The 18,653-nt window shown below is 36.1% G+C and carries 15 protein-coding genes and 1 pseudogene; 8 read left to right on the top strand and 8 right to left on the bottom strand.

Going from position 1 to position 18,653, the window contains the following annotated elements; all coding sequences use genetic code 11:
- Positions 1 to 71: 71 nt before the first annotated feature.
- From HS5_RS00855 to HS5_RS00820, 8 genes are all read left to right on the top strand, one after another.
- Positions 72 to 902 carry a tetratricopeptide repeat protein gene (locus HS5_RS00855; protein WP_236752199.1) on the top strand — a complete coding sequence of 277 codons (831 nt, stop codon included), beginning with the start codon at positions 72 to 74 and terminating at the stop codon, positions 900 to 902.
- Between the two features lie 65 nt (positions 903 to 967).
- Entirely contained in the window at positions 968 to 5,263 is a 4,296-nt protein-coding gene (locus HS5_RS00850; protein ID WP_236752198.1) for a twin-arginine translocation signal domain-containing protein, read from the top strand.
- A 2-nt stretch (positions 5,264 to 5,265) separates the two neighbouring features.
- On the top strand, positions 5,266 to 6,135 hold the full coding sequence (locus HS5_RS00845) for a 4Fe-4S dicluster domain-containing protein (RefSeq protein ID WP_236752197.1): 870 nt from the start codon (positions 5,266 to 5,268) through the stop codon (positions 6,133 to 6,135).
- Positions 6,116 to 6,715 carry a molecular chaperone TorD family protein gene (locus HS5_RS00840; protein ID WP_236752196.1) on the top strand — a complete coding sequence of 200 codons (600 nt, stop codon included), beginning with the start codon at positions 6,116 to 6,118 and terminating at the stop codon, positions 6,713 to 6,715. The genes HS5_RS00845 and HS5_RS00840 overlap by 20 nt, the downstream gene beginning before the upstream one ends.
- Positions 6,712 to 8,151, top strand: coding sequence for a 4Fe-4S binding protein (locus tag HS5_RS00835; protein WP_236752195.1), 1,440 nt, complete (start codon positions 6,712 to 6,714; stop codon positions 8,149 to 8,151). Before HS5_RS00840 ends, HS5_RS00835 begins: the two co-directional genes overlap by 4 nt.
- Complete coding sequence (locus tag HS5_RS00830; protein WP_236752194.1) at positions 8,148 to 8,612, top strand: hypothetical protein; 465 nt, start codon at positions 8,148 to 8,150, stop codon at positions 8,610 to 8,612. Before HS5_RS00835 ends, HS5_RS00830 begins: the two co-directional genes overlap by 4 nt.
- Positions 8,613 to 9,005, top strand: coding sequence for a DUF2299 family protein (locus HS5_RS00825; RefSeq protein WP_236752193.1), 393 nt, complete (start codon positions 8,613 to 8,615; stop codon positions 9,003 to 9,005). It abuts the gene before it with no gap.
- 65 nt (positions 9,006 to 9,070) lie between these two features.
- Entirely contained in the window at positions 9,071 to 9,625 is a 555-nt protein-coding gene (locus HS5_RS00820) for a carbonic anhydrase (protein WP_236752192.1), read from the top strand.
- 63 nt (positions 9,626 to 9,688) lie between these two features.
- Here HS5_RS00820 and HS5_RS00815 read toward each other — a convergent pair.
- The 8 genes and pseudogenes from HS5_RS00815 to HS5_RS00780 all read right to left on the bottom strand — a co-directional run.
- A pseudogene (locus tag HS5_RS00815) lies at positions 9,689 to 10,771 on the bottom strand (ATP-binding protein); the annotation flags it as partial.
- A 750-nt stretch (positions 10,772 to 11,521) separates the two neighbouring features.
- Complete coding sequence (locus tag HS5_RS00810) at positions 11,522 to 12,346, bottom strand: winged helix-turn-helix domain-containing protein (RefSeq protein WP_236752190.1); 825 nt, start codon at positions 12,344 to 12,346, stop codon at positions 11,522 to 11,524.
- A 485-nt stretch (positions 12,347 to 12,831) separates the two neighbouring features.
- Entirely contained in the window at positions 12,832 to 13,794 is a 963-nt protein-coding gene (locus tag HS5_RS00805) for a CBS domain-containing protein (protein ID WP_236752189.1), read from the bottom strand.
- 353 nt (positions 13,795 to 14,147) lie between these two features.
- Entirely contained in the window at positions 14,148 to 14,360 is a 213-nt protein-coding gene (locus HS5_RS00800; RefSeq protein WP_236752188.1) for a hypothetical protein, read from the bottom strand.
- A gap of 416 nt (positions 14,361 to 14,776) precedes the next feature.
- Entirely contained in the window at positions 14,777 to 16,384 is a 1,608-nt protein-coding gene (locus HS5_RS00795) for a PQQ-binding-like beta-propeller repeat protein (protein WP_236752187.1), read from the bottom strand.
- A 435-nt stretch (positions 16,385 to 16,819) separates the two neighbouring features.
- A complete protein-coding gene (locus tag HS5_RS00790; RefSeq protein WP_236752186.1) occupies positions 16,820 to 17,170 on the bottom strand; it encodes a PaREP1 family protein in 351 nt (116 codons plus the stop codon).
- Positions 17,142 to 17,525: a PaREP1 family protein gene (locus tag HS5_RS00785; protein WP_236752185.1), complete on the bottom strand. Its 384-nt coding sequence runs from the start codon at positions 17,523 to 17,525 to the stop codon at positions 17,142 to 17,144. The genes HS5_RS00790 and HS5_RS00785 overlap by 29 nt, the downstream gene beginning before the upstream one ends.
- 49 nt (positions 17,526 to 17,574) lie before the next feature.
- Entirely contained in the window at positions 17,575 to 18,039 is a 465-nt protein-coding gene (locus tag HS5_RS00780) for a PaREP1 family protein (RefSeq protein ID WP_236752184.1), read from the bottom strand.
- Positions 18,040 to 18,653: the final 614 nt, after the last annotated feature.

Raw genomic sequence — 18,653 nt, 5'->3', positions numbered from 1 at the left:
CATTTCACTTAATCGATATGTTTGCTCATACATATTTTCTTTATAATTTACTTAAGGGATTCTATTAAATTGTGGAAGACCCTATAACAAAAGCCCAAGAATTAATTAATAACGGTAATGGCGAAGAGGCTATAAAGCTACTCGAAGGCATTGAATCTCCTGAGGCATACTACCTAAGATATTTAGCTAAAAAGTCATTAAAGACAAAAAATCCTGAGAAAGAATTAATTGAAGGAATAGAAAGATTTCCTTACAATCACTATTTACATTATGAGTTGGCAAAGTACTTAGATGAATTAGGGGACCTAAAAGCCGCACTAACAGAAATAAACAAAAGTCTCGAGTTACTTCCAATTAGCGTAGACTATAAGGAACTTAAGGCAAGAATCTTATACGAACAAGGGAATTTTGAAGAGGCATTAATTCTAATAAATGATGTGCTTAGTTTAAGTCCCACAGATTATGATGCTAGATTAATAAAAATATTAAGCTATTATAATCAAGGTCTAAGAATGGATGCTCTAGCCGAAGTTAATAGGGCTTTAAATTATTTTAATAAGGATTCTTTCCTACATTTCCTGAAAGGAAAAATTTATTTAGAAAGTAACTTTTACAAATTAGCTTTATCAGAGTTTAAAATAGCAATAACTCTAGATAAAAGACCAGAATACATTTATTATGCATCTCTGGCCAGCTTCTTGGCTAATGAGTACAAAGAAGCTTTATCCTACATAGATGAAGGGATAAAATTAACAAACAATGCTGAATATAAAGCGTTAAAAGCTAGAATCTTGTGGGCTATGGGTAGTAAGGAAGAATCAAGAAAATTAGCCTCGGAAGTTGTAATGGTTGATAAGAAGTTGGCTTCGCAAGTTTCAGACATCCTAAATATGAATAAGTAGTAATATCGAAAAAATGAAGATACTGCTTATATAAAGGATTTAAGTAAGTTAATTTTCGATAATATATGGATAAACTAAAGTTAACGCGTAGAGATTTCCTCAAACTATCTGCTGTAGCAGCTGCAGGGGTAGCATTATGGAAAGGAGTACCAATGTTGGAAAAACTATTTGACAATGACCCATTCACATACACATTAAACTACCCAAACGATGAGATAGTTTACTCCAATTGCTTCCAATGCCTAGGCAGATGCGCACTAGAAATTGTTAGAACTCCTGAAGGCTTCCCAAGGTTTATCACTGGGACAATTGGATGGCACATTAATGACGGCGGTGTATGCCCTAGAGGAGCTTCTGATGTATACTACTATTTTGCTCCGGCAAGATTAAGGTATCCTTTACTGAGGGCTGGAGAAAGAGGACAAGGAAAATGGATGGCTGTAGATTACGATTCGGCATATGACATAATAATAAACGGTGCTTCCGCATCTTCTTGGAGTAAGTTAGGGCTAAATCCATCAGACTTAGGAGTAGACAATTTCCCTGGATTACTAAAGATAAGAGAGACTAACCCTCATGCATTGTCCTTCTGGCAAGGTAGAGATCAGTTGATTCCAGCATTAACTGCAGGATTTTGGGCAGGGAATTACGGAACGGCTAACGCTTCAGCACACGGAGGATTCTGTTCCATGAACGTATACACTTCAGGGACTTACATATCTGGCGGTCCAGTATGGGAATATGCAGGTCCAGATCAGGAAAGAGCACAATACTTCATCCTAGCGGGGCTAGCTGGAGATCACTTCCCTAATTGGATGAGAAGGATAATAGCACAGATAAGGGAGAACGGCGGAAAAGTAGTTACAGTGGCTCCTGAGAGGTACGGATTCTATTCAGTATCGGATGAACACCTTTTCATTAATCCCGCAGGAGATGGAGCCCTAATGATGGGAATGGTAAGAGCTTTAGTAGACTTCCATTACTACGTGTACAAGGCATATTTAGCAGCTACTGGACAAGGACCACAAGTAATAAATCCAATTACTTTACAACCAGTTCAGCCTGCATATAATGGAGATAGCCAACTACTGATGCAGACAGTCACTCCAAGTGGATCAGTAGTTCCTTTAACGAGTTTTCCACCTCTTCCGTCTACAGCAATATTCCCTCACATAGATGAGGAATTCTTAAGATATTATACTAACATGTCTTGGTTAGTAATAGTAAATCCAAATCCGCAAAACGGCGACTGTTTAGATCCTACAGATCCTACTGCAGGAAATAACGTAGGTTTACATGTAAGGACAAATGTGAGTAATCCACAGTACAACTCTAAGTATCCTTGGTTAGAAGCTACCATTGGTACAGACGGCAATGTTTACTCTTATGTAGATGTTCCGTGGCAGAAAGGAGTTCAGCCGGTATTAACGCTAGATGAGTTACCATCATCAATGCAGAGTCAGATAATTCAAGTACCTTACAAGCTAAAGAATGGAACCTCAGTAAAAGTCCCCGCAATAAAAATAACAGTTCCAATATCTCCCGGTAGCTCCCAGACTATACAGCTTGTTGCTACAACAGCATTTGAGTTATTTAGGGCAGAGTTGCTCAATTATGATCCTTATGTACCATATACTCAATCTCCTCAGTATGGAGCATTAAACTGTGCAGATGTTAGCGGAATACCACACGATACAATTGTAAGGATTGCAAACGAGGTAGCTACAGTAGCTTTCCAAAAAGCAATATATGAACCTGCAAAATGGGTGGATTACTTAGGTAGATATCATGATCATGTAGTAGGCAGACCAGTGTCAATATACTTTATGAGGGGAATTGCTGCTCACTCTAATGGATTCATGTCTGCATCGTCGTACCATTATCTTGTTCTAATGTTGGGTGCATGGGATAACCCAGGAGCAGACCTATATAAGTATCCATATCCTCATTACTTCCCAGGTTTTGCTGTTCCACCTCATCCATTAGCTAATACACCTAGTATAGATCCTGACATAGCAAGCGCAATCTCTAACACAACTTTAGAAGTTCCTAAAGGTAGGTCTGGATTCCTGAAAACTGAGTACATATACAATGATGGGACAGTTAACATTACTGATGTAAAGGTAGTAGGTGCAGGACCTTATGGATATCCTGACAGTCCTGACGATCTAGTTATATACAAGAACGGAAGGCCTCTGCTAGTTGATAGAGGATACAGTTGGGAACTTCCGTATAGCACTCAGAGGGCGATATCTTCAAATGCATATACAACATATTTCATGAATAAGTACCCTGGCGTGATGCCTTACAAAATACAAGCAATGATGTGGTACATAACTGCACCGTTCTGGAATAATGCATACAATCTGGCGGACTTATTGCAGAAAGTTACCGAAAAAGATAGTAGCGGAAATTACATCATTCCATTTACTATTCAAATAGACTTATTCATGCAGGAAACCTTAAATGTAGTAGATTTAATTATCCCCGACAGATCATTCTTAGAACTATACGGATTCCACTCTACTTTCGATAGACCTACTAGCTTACCTCAAGGTCCTTCAGACTCGCTAAACTGGCCCGCATTACCTTCTATGTATCCAGTACTTTCAGCCGGAAGTTTCCTTCTCACTTTACTGTGGTTATTGAGAGCGTATCCTAATCAAAATAATCAAATCAATCCGTCAGCATGTATTCACTACACTGCGCAAGATCCTATCACGGGACTACCACTAATAAGTCCAATTACTTTACATGATCCAATAAGTGGAACTCAAATATACACTCAAGGTCAACCAGGTTACATATCTACGGGAATGTTCATACTAAAGCAGGGGATATTGATTGCAGGTTATGGAGACAAATTCCAATACATACTGAAGAATAGTGAAGATGAACAAGAACCCAATCCGCAACAATTGAAACTGTATGCTTCATTCGTACCTTATGGAGTAAACCAACAAAATGTTATAAATCAGATTTTAAGTAATGTTCCATCAGGACAATTATTCTCTACTGCAAACACATATAAAATAGCGGCCGACGATAGATCTCAAGGAGTAGAAAGCTACTTTAGAATCCCAATTGAATTTCAACCTACTCTACAGAAAATGTTACAAGAAATTATAGATAAATATGCCTCTCAATACATGACTATAGACGATATCTATCCAGGCTATGCTCAGGTTGGAAAAGGTGGTGCAGTATACGTTTTACCTCCTTCAATAAGGTATATGAGGAACGTTAACATGTTCTACTTCCTAGCTTGGGGAGCTTACATGCCTGGAGCTTATGGACCTATAGGCCTACCTTATCTGCATAGAATATACCTTGAATACTTACAGAAGTTTAGGTTAGCTGCTGCAGGAAAGTGGACTGGTTACAATGCTGCATACTATTACTATTATTTGCAGACAAAGAATCCTGCTTTCCTAATTAAGTCCGTGGTACCTAGCGATAGCTATGGTGAGGCTTTAGCAAACAATCTCCTAGATTACTTTAAGCCATTTGGAGGATATTACCCGCCAGCAGCTTGGAATTCAAACATAACATCAGACGGAATTGATGAGTCTGACTATCCGTTAACGTTCTTCGTAAGAAGACATGACAGAGTATACCATACTTGGTCGTATAACGTTCCTTGGCTAATGGCAATTATGCCTTACTCACCAGTAATGTTAAGTGCTGCAGATCCTTACGTAAAGTCTCAAGGAATATCCTCAGGAGAGTTCGTAAAGTTCGAGGCGATAAATGAACCATGGTCTGGAGGAATGAGGACTACTTTCGATGCGATAGTGTTTCTGGATAATGCTACAAGACCTGGTGCAGCATGGGTCATCGTATCTAACGAGGCATTACCTGGATTTAGAGGGCAAACTGCAGAGTCTCCACAAGTGAAATTTAGTATACTGAATAACTGGGCTAACATTTCATATATGCCTCCTTCCAGAGGAGGACAGTTAAGTCCCACTACTGATAACGCTTTCCCCATAATCTATTTAGATCCAATAACTGGCCAGACGAGTTGGCACGATAGCAGGGTAAAAATTGTGGGCAAAAGTACTGCCACTTCAGTAAAGGTATATTCAAACAAGTTCACATACATGGGTAGCGATTTCAGCAACCAAGATATACTGACAACAATACTAAATCAAATGAGTGGAAAGATTACGGTAAATAATGCACCAACGACTCCAACTTTCGCTCAACCTTGCAGTGTACCTCACCTTCGCTTTAATGCTAATAAGATCCAAGAAACTTCACTGTGGTCTTACGTTCAACCTTCATCTCTAGCTGCTAATAATTACGTTATAAACGGTTACAAGGTTCGTTATGGTTTCGCAGCAGAAAAAGGTGATTAAAAATGGCAGACCAACCCGTTACCTTAAATATAGAAAATGAAGGAGTACAACATGCTCCTCCATTTAAGCCAAAGAAAAACTATGCAATAATAACGGATCTAAATAAGTGCTTCGGCTGTGGAGGCTGTCAAATGTCTTGCAAGGAATGGAACACGTCTGGAATGTTCGGCCCACTGCCGGACTTAAACCCATACGGAGATCTAGATGTAATGTTCTGGCTTAGAGTGCTATACGTTGAAGTAGGAGAATATCCTCAGACTAAGATATTTAATATACCAATAAATTGCTTCCATTGCTTTAATGCCCCTTGCGTTCCGGTTTGCCCAGTAGGTGCAACTTTCAAAAGGACGGAAGACGGTATAGTCCTTGTGAATTACGATGAATGTATAGGCACTAAGTACTGCATTTATGCTTGCCCATACGGTAATAGGTTCTTCGATTACATTGAAGGTGTAACAAAGAAGTGCACGCATTGCTTTGACAGAATTTACGATCCAACTTTACCTCCAGAGGAAAGAATACCTGCATGTGTTCACGGATGTATGGTTCAAGCTAGAATATGGGCTAATAGGCTCGATCCCACAGATCCTGGCACTATACTCTTTATAGATAAAGGAGGATTTGTACTGGGACCAGAAACCGGTGCAGATCCTGCAAGCGGGTATTTACCGTGGCATAGTAAATACGATGCACAAGAAGATGTAGAACTGCTAAGCCAGTCAGAGTACTATGACGCTTATACTGCCAACGGTGTAGTTCAGTTGGGCGCTCAAGGCAATAATTCCACGTACACCGAACAACAACAAGGTAACGATTCTACATATACAGAACAAGATCCAGATGATGAAAGTGATGAAGGAACTAAGCAATAGAGCTTTCATTTACGATATTTTTTCAGATATTTTTTATTATAAACTAGATGACGATAGTTATAAGGAAATGTTAGAAAAAATTAAGGTAGCCAAGGAAGTTTTTGAACCGCTATCAGAAGTTTTTGAATTACTCAACACCAAGCAAAAGAAGGACTATTTAATTGAATATACGACCCTTTTTTTAACGGGTATTGGGGTAAAGCCTTTAACACCCGTAGAAAGTAAAAGGTTGTACACATTAATGGGAGAGAAGGTCGCATTATTTAAGCTAAATGATATCATAAAGTTTTACAAGGCATATAAACTTAGGCCTAAAATGGGCGATTTCTTCCAGCCTGAAGCAGATCACATTTCCTCAATAATGGCTTTCATGTCATTCTTAATTTCAAAGGAGGACGAAGGAGACCAGAGGGCTATAATGGATGAGAGAAACTTCTTCATAAGCCATGTTTATGGTTGGATTCCAGACTGGGCAAACGATGTAATTGTAGACGATAGGTCTGAAATATTTAAATCCGTTTGCAAAGCTTTGAACGAATGGATAAACGTGGAAAAAGATAGATTAGGTGTATCAAATTGAACGTCGGTTTGTTATTTTCACCTAGTTTAAAAATGGACAGAGATACTTTAGGCTCATTTTTCGAAAATCCGAACTTAGTTTACATATCTGAGTTAGGTAATCATATATTTTCCGACTTAACTGAGAATTTCGTAAAATCCATAGTAATTTTAGGAGAAGCAAAAGAGGATTTAGTTTATGAAATAGAGCAGAGAACTGGAATTAATCCTATAGCAATAGATGTTATCCCTGAAAAGTGGCTGAAGTTCTCTAAGAAGCATTTAACATCTCTGATTTCAGCTTATATAGCAAAACAATCCTTTGCGGATCTAGCTTACTACATACAGCCAGTGAGATCATCAAAACTGTCCAGAAGGAACTTGATAAGATTTAGACTATACGAGTATCTACCTTACCCAGTTTTAGCAGACGAACTTAAGGTTGAGAGAGAAATAAATAAATGTATAGAGTCATGCCCTAAGAAGATAATAGTTAAGGCACCAGAAGGTCCTCAAGTGTCTAAGCCGGAAGAATGCACATATTGCGGGTACTGTTCTGGTTCTTCCTACCTAGGATATCTAGAACTACCAACTTTTAGTACAATGCAATTCGTTTCCTTCGTAAACACTATTGTAGAAAAATATGGCAATGCAAAGCTTCTTTTTACTCCAGTTAAGGATGTCGAAATAGAAGAAGGAGTATTTCCAGTTGTAATTCCAATAGGGGGAATTCACGATTCATTTGTACTTTCTGCATATTCTGCAGGCTTGTTGCCAATAATTTATGCAAAAGAAGGAGACGAAATATCCGTAAAGAGAGTTGAGGAAATTCCCTCTCATTTTCCGGGCATAAATTTTCCAATATTAAAGGTTAAAAATGAGGAAGAACTGAAAAAGGCGTATAATGTTAACTTCGAAATACCGATCTCCAAAATTCCAGAAGACGTAATCCTTAGCAGAAGGAGAAGAAGAGGACTATTAATTTGGGCAATTAACGAGATGAATAAGAAAATGAAATTGAATGAGGAAGAGGAAATTGAAGGAATTTTTTCAGTAGAAGTAAATCCGGAAAAATGCGTCCTATGTGGAGTTTGTGTAAGAATGTGCCAAATGTTAGTTCCAGAGATGAAAAATAGTGGAGATGAGATTATCCTAGGTTACAACTTAAGTAATTGCATAGGCTCTCAAAGGTGTATTAAGAACTGCCCAGAGAATGCAATAACTTTCAAGGAAAGAGCAAAAATAAAGGAAGTAATTCACGGTCAGATAACCGTAAATAAAGTGAAGCTACAGAGATGTAGATTCTGCGGAAAACCTATAGGCTCTTCTAAAGTTAAGAGCAGAGTCGACGATCTGCTATCATCTTTAGGATATTCCACGCAATACACTGATGTGTGCAACGATTGTAAACAAAAGATCTTAACGAAAATATGGTTAGAGAAGATGGTGAAAAAATGATCCCTCAAGTTATAAGCACAACCGCATTTCTAAAATTCAATAACATTGAAGAACTAGTTTATCTCCTATATGATGGAAGAAAAATAGATGTAAAAACAAGGTATGATGTTATCTTAGACGACTTATTTTCTATCGAGGAACTCAGTTACAGATTCAGGATTTTCGTCTTCTCATCAGTATTAGATAAAATAGAAGTTAAGAAAATATTAATGAGATACAATGTCGATGCCTTCGTAACTAACGTTATTGACTTCACAGAATTTAAGAGAATTTCTAAGATAGTAAATTCACCCACATGGTTTTTCGTAACTGCGAGTAAAACTGAGTACGATCTGTCCACTATTAATGGTGGTAAATCGTACTTAATTCCATTACATTATAGATCTCTTATGGAATACGTAAACTCTACTTCTAAACATAAAATTGAGGAAGGACTATATTACTCACCTAGGTGTACTTAAATGGCTTCTGATGTAGAGATAATTAATTGGCTAACAGAACTTGGAATGAAGGTTGAACAAGAAAAATCTAATGTATATTTCCAAGTAAACATTTCTCCACCTTTAGGCGGTCCATCAGTAGCAATAATGAGACCTCAGCCTAATTCTAAGTATTATATTATAACTACTGCAGTAGAACTTAGTGATAGCGTGGATAAATCTAAGCTTAAGGAGGTTATGTTAGATCTAATGAGAATGAATGTAGAATTTTATTTAACTCCGCAGGATAAGCCTAAAGAGATAAACATCGCAAAGCTAGTTTTTTCAGATTTAACTAAAAATGAACTTCTTGAGACAATACTTAGAGTAAAGAACTCGGCCTACCTAGTTTTTACATACCTTTACAATAGTTAGCCGAGAACATGGAAAGAATGTTTATTTAATTTAAAAAATTTAAACTACCTCTCCTTTTTTCTTATATGCGTCTAATTATTTCCTGTATGGACTACAGGCTAAGTGAAGAAGTAATGAAGAGTGTAAAGGAAGAAGGAGATCTGATAATAAGAAATGCCGGAGCAAACGTCTATGAGTTAAAAGACACACTGAAGGAGCTAAAACTTGATGAAGTAGTCTTCTTACCTCACACAGACTGTGCTGCAATGAAATTAGTTAACTCAACAATAAAAGATGGCAAGGAAGTTGACGAAGAAATCGAGGAAAAACTGGTTTCACAGTTTAGGAACATCAACTTCTCCTCCCTTCAAGAGCTGGAAAAGTCAAACGCAGAAATTGGAGAAAAGATCCTAAAGGAAATTTTCCCAAATGCCAAAATAACAACTGAACTGATTGATGTAAATAAGATAAGAATACCGCAAAAGAAGACAAAATACTATTTACTTAAACCACAGACAAGGTATAACGACAATATTATAGGCTCTTACGTTATTCAGTCATTTAAAAAAGAAGATGTAACTGCTGATATAAAGATAGCTGAAAGTCTTGGTTTAAAGCTAGAAAAGAGTGAATTCAATTGATTGCGTAGATTAGGGAGAGCTCAAGATGAGATTTTTTAGGAAAATTTGAAAGTGCAGTATCAACTAACTAGACCTTGCAATAAGATAATGAATTACCATAGGGTCTACAATTTTATAAATACCTTTATCTTCCCTCTCAACGTAACCGTATCTCATTAGTTGTTTCAATCCTCTCTGTACGCTCCACTCATTATCTCCTAAATCTTTTGGAGACCCTTTACAGCCTAACTTCGCAAGTTTTCTTAAAACACTTTTAGCAGTTGGGGAAAGCTTATTTAAGTCACCTTCTATTGTCGATATAACATTATCGTCAGAGGGTAAAGAGGATAAAACTTTTTCCACATCTTTTATCAACTCTACTTTTATTCCAACTAAGTTTAGCCAAGCAGGAAAACCATCTACGAACTCAACTATCTTTTCTATGTCGCTTTCACTTACGTTTACTCCATCTTCTTCAAACCCTTTCTTAAGGAATTTTCTGGAAACCTCCCTGGAGAAAGGAGAAACTCTAATAGCGTAAAAATACTGATAAAATGGTTGGTTTCTAGAACTCATTATCTCCTTTAGTATGCCTACTGCAGAACCCGAGATTACATACGATACTCTCTTTTGGAACTGCCACTTACTCCTCATAACGTGAAAGATTTCTGGCACTGATTGCTTTGCTAGATTTAAGTATTGGAACTCATCTATTGCTATAATGAGTCTAACGTCAAACTTCTCAGCTAGAATTTCTGGCAATTCTAAAGCCCTTGAAAATTCCTCTGATAAGTCTTTTCCTTTCTCTCCCTTATCGAGAATCACTTCTATTAGCCCAGTAACTTCCGGAATATTGAAAGATATCTTTACAGCCCCTAGTAGATCTCTCAGTACTTTCAAGTAGCTCTTTACTTTCTCCTCAACCTTAAATACATGACCGGAGAAGGGGTAAAGAGCAAGTAAGATTTTACTGATATAAGCAGAAAGGAACTCTGGAAAATTAAAACCTTTTTCTCCTTTTAGGAAATCCTCGACAGATATAAGAGTATAAGGTAAGTCAGATCTCTTAAGAGAAGCGAGCAAAATTGAGGTCTTACCTATTCTTCTAGGTCCAATAAGGCTAACTGGTTGCCCGGCTTTCATTAACTTAATAAGAGCGGAAATTTCCTCATCCCTTCCGAAAGGATTATCAGTTGGTGGACCATAGGTGAATCACACTTTGCTGGTACCAACAAATTGTTGGTACCAACTATTTATCTTTTTGCAATACTAGAGATGTTAAGACAGCGTAGTTAGCACACTCAAATTTTTCCTAAATAATATATCAAAAACCATATTGAAGTCTTAATAGATATTTTCAGATTAGCAACTTAACTACACTTACCAAAGCTTTCCTTTTCTTCTAAACTTCTTTCCTAACTTCCCTATATTTATCATGAACTTCATTTTGAACTTCTCGTCACTGCACAGGATTTTACTATCTTCTATAGGATAAAAGTAGAACCTTCTGTAAGCTTCTTTAAAAACCTAAGTATTCATTGCCATGGGCATGGCTTATGGATATTTCATATTATAAGACCTTGCAAAACCTCCCATTGGATGCTTGGGGAATACGTCAGAAACTATTAGAACGCCTATATCGTCCTAGGTTGTATAATCCCCTCTGACATAAGAGCGAAATAACAAGCTATCTAGATTTTCCCCGTCTCATGTTACAAAAACATAATATAATTGAAGTTTTGTATAAGTTACTTATAGTTGAAAAATCTGTTCATTAACTCCTAGCATTGATGCATAAGGCCTTAATATCGTTCTGTCACTCCTCTTATCAAATATGGAACTGCAATATCAAATTAGCTAATAGCTTCATAAATTATACTCTCGTCAAGTTTGATTGTACTGAATATGAGATCTTTACTACAGAATGAACATTTTGAACACTACGCCACCTATAATTACTATCAACGTAAGTATGAAGAGAGCCTTATAATTTTGCATTGATTCTCTACTAATCAGTGTAGACATACCTAGCATTAACGGTGTTAAGTCTATTAGATAAGAGTATGAAAAACTCGATAACGCGTCAATTACTAGTATAATACCCCATAAAATGCTCATGAGCCTTTCATTATAGTTTATAAATTTAGGTAATATTCCAAAATAATATATCAATGTAGGTATTAATTCATATATATAGTAGTTAATTTTAATGAACGATGTTACGATTAAATAGGCTGGCAAAAAAGAAAATACATAAATGTGACCGTTAAGGTAAAACGCATAAGGGAACAATATTGACAGGAATATCATAGCGTTCTCCAAGCCACTCACGTCTTGAGTATAAATAAAAAATGCTGATGTTATAAGTAGTATTATTGAAATGGAATAAACAACGTAAAATGTATGTATATGATGCAAGAGCCCACCAGCTATAAATAGAAAGATTAATGATGTAATTGCCAAAAATTGAGGCAGATACTTAGTATATTCAAATTCCTTTTTATTATTTCCCAAGCTAAGCATCACTTCCACTAATTGCTTTCCCTTTTCATTGAGCATGTAATACTCATTTTCTTTTGTTATTAATGGCTGAAGGACTCTCAAATGGTAATTTAGTTTGCCTGTTGATAAATTCATATCATGTAAAATATCTGAATATGTAGCTTTACCTTTATTATAAAGATAAATTAATATTTCTCTTCTCGTCTTATCTTTTACAATCCTTGTAAAATTGTCCTCCATTGAGTTTTTTGAGTAAAATTGTCCTTAAATACTTTCCCTTTGACAAGATTTTTCAAAGCATTTCCATAGTACAAAATTCAATATTAGTAGCGATTCCTGCATTCTATTTTAGTAAATCCTAACATGGGTTCTCTACCTGAGTCGTCTCTCAAGATAAATATAATACCTTGAATTTTATAGAATAAATCTCAGTAAATTCTTTAATTTCTTAATTCGAGATCTTCTTACAACAATCTATTTTTAATGACCTAAAAGTATACTTTTTTGATGTATATTATAATATTGCGAAAGAAAAGTTATCAATTTTTATATATCTAAAAATTTAGATTGAAAAGCGTTTAAAAGAGTAGAATTCCTCTATTCTTCATGAGAATTACATAATAGCAAATTAATGCTTTTTCCTAGTTTACTGACTTCATAACACATTTCTTCTTGTTGATAATTGATTTAAAAAGATCTTTCGAATATGTAATAAAAAAGCAGATTCATATCTGTTCTGCTTCAATCAACGTAGTAGTTTCCTTAACTCCAGACATTGATGCAATAGAATTAACTACAGTAGTTCCTATTAAGTCGGGATCCTCAACATCTATCGTAACTAGCAAATCGTAAGGTCCGTAAACTATTGCAACATCGTAAACTCTTGGAGTTGCCATTAGTGCAGCAACTAATCCTCTTATCTTTGAAGGGTCAGCCTTAATCAGTACATGAGCTCTTGCCATTGAAGCGTAAAGCCTTACTAAATCCCATTCGGTTATTATTCCGCGTAGATTTGCGGCCTTAGGTTCTCCTTCAAATAATGGAACTGCACCTACGTATTTTGACACTATTAAATCAGCTATATCTTCCACCGAAGCATCAATGTCTTCATAAACTAAACTCTTTGATGCTATATCTGATAACTTTTGGCTTGTATTTCCTTCATATACTGCTTTAAGTACATCCCTCAATGACACTAATCCTATTACGTCAGCTCCCGAGTTTACGGGTATGTGAGATATGCCTAATGATATCATGCTCTTTGCTGCATCCATTACAGTGGAGTCTGAAGGTAAAATCAGAACGTTAGTAGTCCCTACTGATATTGCAGGAATTGTTACTCTAGGAATCACTTTAGCTAAATCTCTTTCAGTTACTATTCCTTGTCCCTTAACTATTAATGAGCCTATACCATATTTTACCATTATTTTCGCAGCAGTCCTAAAAGGAGTGTCTGGATCTACAGTAATTGCGGGCTTAGCTAGGTCTGAGAGCTTTTCTGATGCCCAGTTTTGGTTGCTTACAGCTTCTTTTACTACGGTTCTAGCTGAAACTACTCCAACAATATTCCCTGCAACTGTGACGGGAATTCTCCTTATTCCAGAGGAAACCATTAGTTCTGCAGCATCTTTAAGTGTTGCATTTACATCAAGTGCCTTGAGATTTGAGGACATTATTGCTTTTAACATTGTATTCTACTTTCTTTTTCCTAGAATTTAACTCTTTCATTAAAGATATTATATAAGAGACCTAAAATATGTTAAAATAAGCTTGAGAGAAATAAATAATGAACGTAGTGAAATTATGTAAGATATAAGCTTATTTGAATTTATAATTATTATAATTATAAATATTTATCTCTTACATGTGCCATTAATTTTCCTTAGCAAGTATTTTTACAAAGACGGGGTCTACAATCTTATAAACACCTCTGTTCACCCTCAATATATAACCCCTTCACCTATGAGGCTCTTAAGGCCTTCATTTATGCTAGATTTATTTATTCCTATTCCTCTAAGGTTTCCTTGTCCACCTTTCTTAACTAGAAATGAAAAATTGCTCTCGCATTTTTACTCAATTTTCTGTATTCACCTAATACGATATTCCTAATAATAGGATCTTGATTCATACTGTCTAGCACGTCTTTAACGCATTTTTCATCAACTCTTTCACAGTTCAGGGCTCTGAGTCCAAAATAGTTAAGCCCGGCAGGAAATCCGTCAAGTTCTTCAATTGCAACATCATAGTTTTGCATAGCCTAATAAGTCCCTTAATAAAGTTGTTAGTTTTTACCCTTATTTTTAATATCAAACACAATTCTCTTTCTAGTATCGAGAAACTTTACTACTTCAGATACAATTAGCCCAGAAAATGAGATTAGAAATAATTTAAGATCAAAGCTCTTTCCTTCTATAAAATGTTCTGCAGAAATATAAATATGAGGAGCATTTAATGAGGACAAAACCTTTAGGAGTATTGATGTTTTACCAACTTCCCTGTTCCTATTACGCTTACTGGTTGCTTTCTATTTATTAGGTTCAAGAGCGTTCTAATTTCTTCTTCCCTATCAAAGGGATCATCTGTAGGCTTACCAAATATGAATTTCTTGGGTACTCATACTAAAATACCTAAACTCAGAAAAACAAGGTAGAAGTAAAAAGAAATTATAACTTAATAATATACATATGCTGGATATATTTGAGATAGTGGTATCGCTATTACCCAGCCGTAAGAGTTGGATAAGAACATTGTGTTTCCTACAATTACTGGGTTCATTATTCCTAACCTGCCTCCTATCCAGTAGAACGTAAGTAGGTCTCCGTTCTTAGGATTAATCACGTAAACATATTGTCCTGCTGAAACCCATAGTAAGCCGTGATAATATGTTGGAGATCCTCTAGGTCCTCCAGGGAACTTTGGAGGAGTTTGCAGGCATGGTAATTTAGTTGACCATAATATCCTCCCAGTTAATATGCATATTGCATTAACAGTTCCTAATGATGGGTTACCATCATAAACTACGTTACCTACTATCAATGGCATTCCTCCTTTATATGCAGGTGGTATAGGCCCTCTACCAGTGTTTACGGCCCACAATGGTTTGCCGTTTGTAGCGTTTAATGCAAATGTTACCATATCCACGTATCCGTTGGAGAAGTTTGCAATATCATTATCAACAACTATTCCTAATTTCTGATCAACTGCTGGAGCTACATCTCCCAACCCAGTATTTGCACCTACAAAAGGAGAGGGCATTGTCGCGTTCCATGCCTCATGGCCGTTAATTCCGTTTACTGCTATTATGTAGCCGTAAGGCGAGGCAGTATAGGTAAACCCTGCAATGAATAATGGAGTTCCGTTAGGTAAAACGTAGTAATTTACGCTAGCCATGTTACCCATTAAGCCTGGGAAGTGGCTAACCCATAAGGTCTGACCAGTAGTCGCATTAACTCCTACGAAGCATCCTCCTCCAGTAGTATAAGCTAAAATTCCGTCATAAATTGCTGGGGCTGGCATCGCTTCACCGTAAGTAAACCTCATCCATAATAGTTGCCCGTCAGTAGCGTTAAACGCATAAACAGCTCCGCACCTACCTCTGTGTATCTTACAGTACTGGTGCTGTTCAAAATGGACAAACTGCGAGAATGTAAAGCATACTCCTCCTACTGAAACAAATACTATTCCATGATATACTATTGGATTATTCATTGCAGGCCCTGCTAATCCATTTACCATCCAAACAATTTTTCCAGTTACAGGGTTTATCGCAGTTATACTGCCTGGCATACTATCTTCTGTCGCATAAAGTAGCCCACATGCTAAAGTTACTCCTAAGGGCTCGCCAACCATTTGAGTATAGTAAACTAACGCTCCTTTAACTCCTAATTGCTGTGCCCAAGGTAATTTGCATGGAGGTGTTGATAACGGTATCGCTACTCCGCCTACGTAGTTCAGTAAGGGAAGTTGCCAATTCACTCCTTGTAGCAAGGCTTGACAAGTAGTGCTTACTACTGCGTTGTGACACTGATTTCCGTTAGTTACTGGCCACACTGATGGAAAACCTAAGTTGCCACATGTTGCGTTACATGGATAATAAACTACCATTAGGGTGTGTGGAAAATAAGTTCCATTATATTCATCATAATTATACATTACTGGACCTTTGGATTGCATGTCTCCCTTGTCTTGTGCTACAATGGTAGTAAAATTAAAGAAAGTTATTGCAGATAGGATTATTACTCCCAACACAAGGAAACCTGCTAATATTTTTAAGTTCATTTTTCCTCATAAAGAAGTTTATCTATTTTTTTATAAATATTTAACTATAGCTTTCTAAGAAAGTAAAATTTATATGTTTCTTTTTTATGATTTTTTATAATTTTTAGCTTACAAAGTATAAGACATACATTAAGAACTAAATACTTGATGAAGATCTTATCTGATTCCTTCCTGTCGGGAAGACCCAAAATCATCTCATAAGTACAAATCAAATACGAAGTCTTTTTTTCTAATATTTCGATAATATCCCTCAGTTTACCGTGTAGAAATATAAAAGATCTTACGCGACGCTTAGGAATCTCTAAAAATCAACTATACAATCATATTAAATTCTCATAGATCGTTATTAGTAGATAAGAGTTATTTTTATTAATCTAATTTTGGGTCTACCGTAAAAAGGCTAGGTTTGTCATTCTTTTTATCATGTATAAAATTTTAAATTATGTTCATCATTTTTACAATTTTATGAATATTTTGAGATAACGTCTTAACTTCTTCATAGGTAAGTCTCATTTCATGAAATCCATAAATATGCAAATACCATGCGTCAGACCACACGGAGTACATTTCTGGAGAAATAGCTCTAGCTCCTTCAAAAAGTAAGGTAGAAGACCATCTACCGTTTTTCATTACTTTTTGTAATATATCTTGTAAGTTCAACGTTTTGGCCAAGAGCTTTACAGCCTCCTCTGCAGCCTTATAATACTTCTCAGAAGCTTGAACAACATCACCCTTCTCTAAAAACTCATCAGCCTCCTTAATCCAGTTTAAAATTTGTGATTTCATCTGCGAGCTCGACAAGTTCTCTCACTTTCTCTGCTTCAATTATCAAGATATCCTTAGATAAGTTTGCAGTAAGTATTATAACAGCTGATTTCCATAAATCTACAATCCTATTATCATTCAGTTTTTCCGATAATTCAATCACAGCATCATGAAGAATTCCTAAACTCCAATATCCTTCTTCCTTTACTTTTTGCAATATATCTTGGAGGTTAAGTGCTTTAGTTAAGAGCTTTACAGCCTCCTCTGCAGCCTTATAATACTTCTCAGAAGCTTGAACAACATCACCCTTCTCTAAAAACTCATCAGCCTCCTTAAGCAATACATCCGAGGCAGACAAGAGATTAACATTCGACATTACCCTATTTTTGGAATGAGAAATAATAAACTTAATAGGAGTCTAAGCTTTAGCGTTCAATACCATTTTCCATATTTTTGATAAAATTCTCTACCAACTCTAAAGATGAATATAAATTCTTCTCAGTCATGAAATTGTCATAAAAGTTCGAATGAAAACGAAGGCACGTAGACCATTCTGAAATTAATTCCTTATCACCATTCATTTGTGATATTATACCGCTCATTATTTCCTCCAACTCTCTGTGTCTATAATGTTCTAGCCCATTTTTCTCAGCGTAAGCTTTAACGATTGACGCGCAAGCTCCCCAAGCTTTTTCTGAAGCTTGAATGAAGTCTCTCTCCTCAAGGTATTTCTTAGCCTCCGATAAAAGGTCTTTAGCTTTCTCCTCATACAGTGTATATCTGATAGTGGGATCAAGATCATTGGATAAGTTGTCAATCAATAATACTTCCTCATCAATTCCTTTTTCTTTAGCTTCTTTCCTTATGACCTCGTCATTTGGTAACTGCATACGTGCTTTACTTTCCTCTGTGAATAAATGCTTTTTCTCTTATATCCAATATCTCGAAACTTTTTTATGTAAGTTAATTTCGTTTTATTAATCATCTAATAGAATACTTATACCAGGTTTTTAATTGTTAGGACAGAATACTCTTTATTAAATACGTTTTTGGTCCATTACCCTCAAGGAGGTTAAGTAGATCACATGGTGTCAACGTGGTCCCTCTAAAAATTTGTAACTGAATATTACCAGCTAGGTAGGGCTACTACTTTCGTAAATGAAGAAAGGTATTTCTTTAACGAGGAGAAAATTGAAGATGCGGTAAGGATATTTGATTACGATTTCCTCACACTTATAGGTGACGAGAATCTACACTTTATTCAAAATAGAAGAACTGATTAGGTGAGTAAAAAATCAGGATAAGGAAGTAGTAGTCGGAGGAATACCTTACACGGAAAGGTTAAGGAAGATTTGAAATCAACCGACGTAAGGTAAGCACTGACGCGGGAGATGAAAGGACGTTTAGGATAACAGATAGACCTCATAAAAATGATGAATTATAGTGTCGCTTATTAACAGTTTTAAATAGTATTTAAAAAGAGTTAAAATAAATTATATTATAT

Source organism: Acidianus sp. HS-5, assembly GCF_021655615.1.
In the GTDB taxonomy this organism is placed as follows: Archaea; Thermoproteota; Thermoprotei_A; order Sulfolobales; family Sulfolobaceae; genus Acidianus.
The sequence above is the reverse complement of the archived record's forward strand: the minus strand, read 5'-3'. Positions and strand labels throughout refer to the sequence as shown.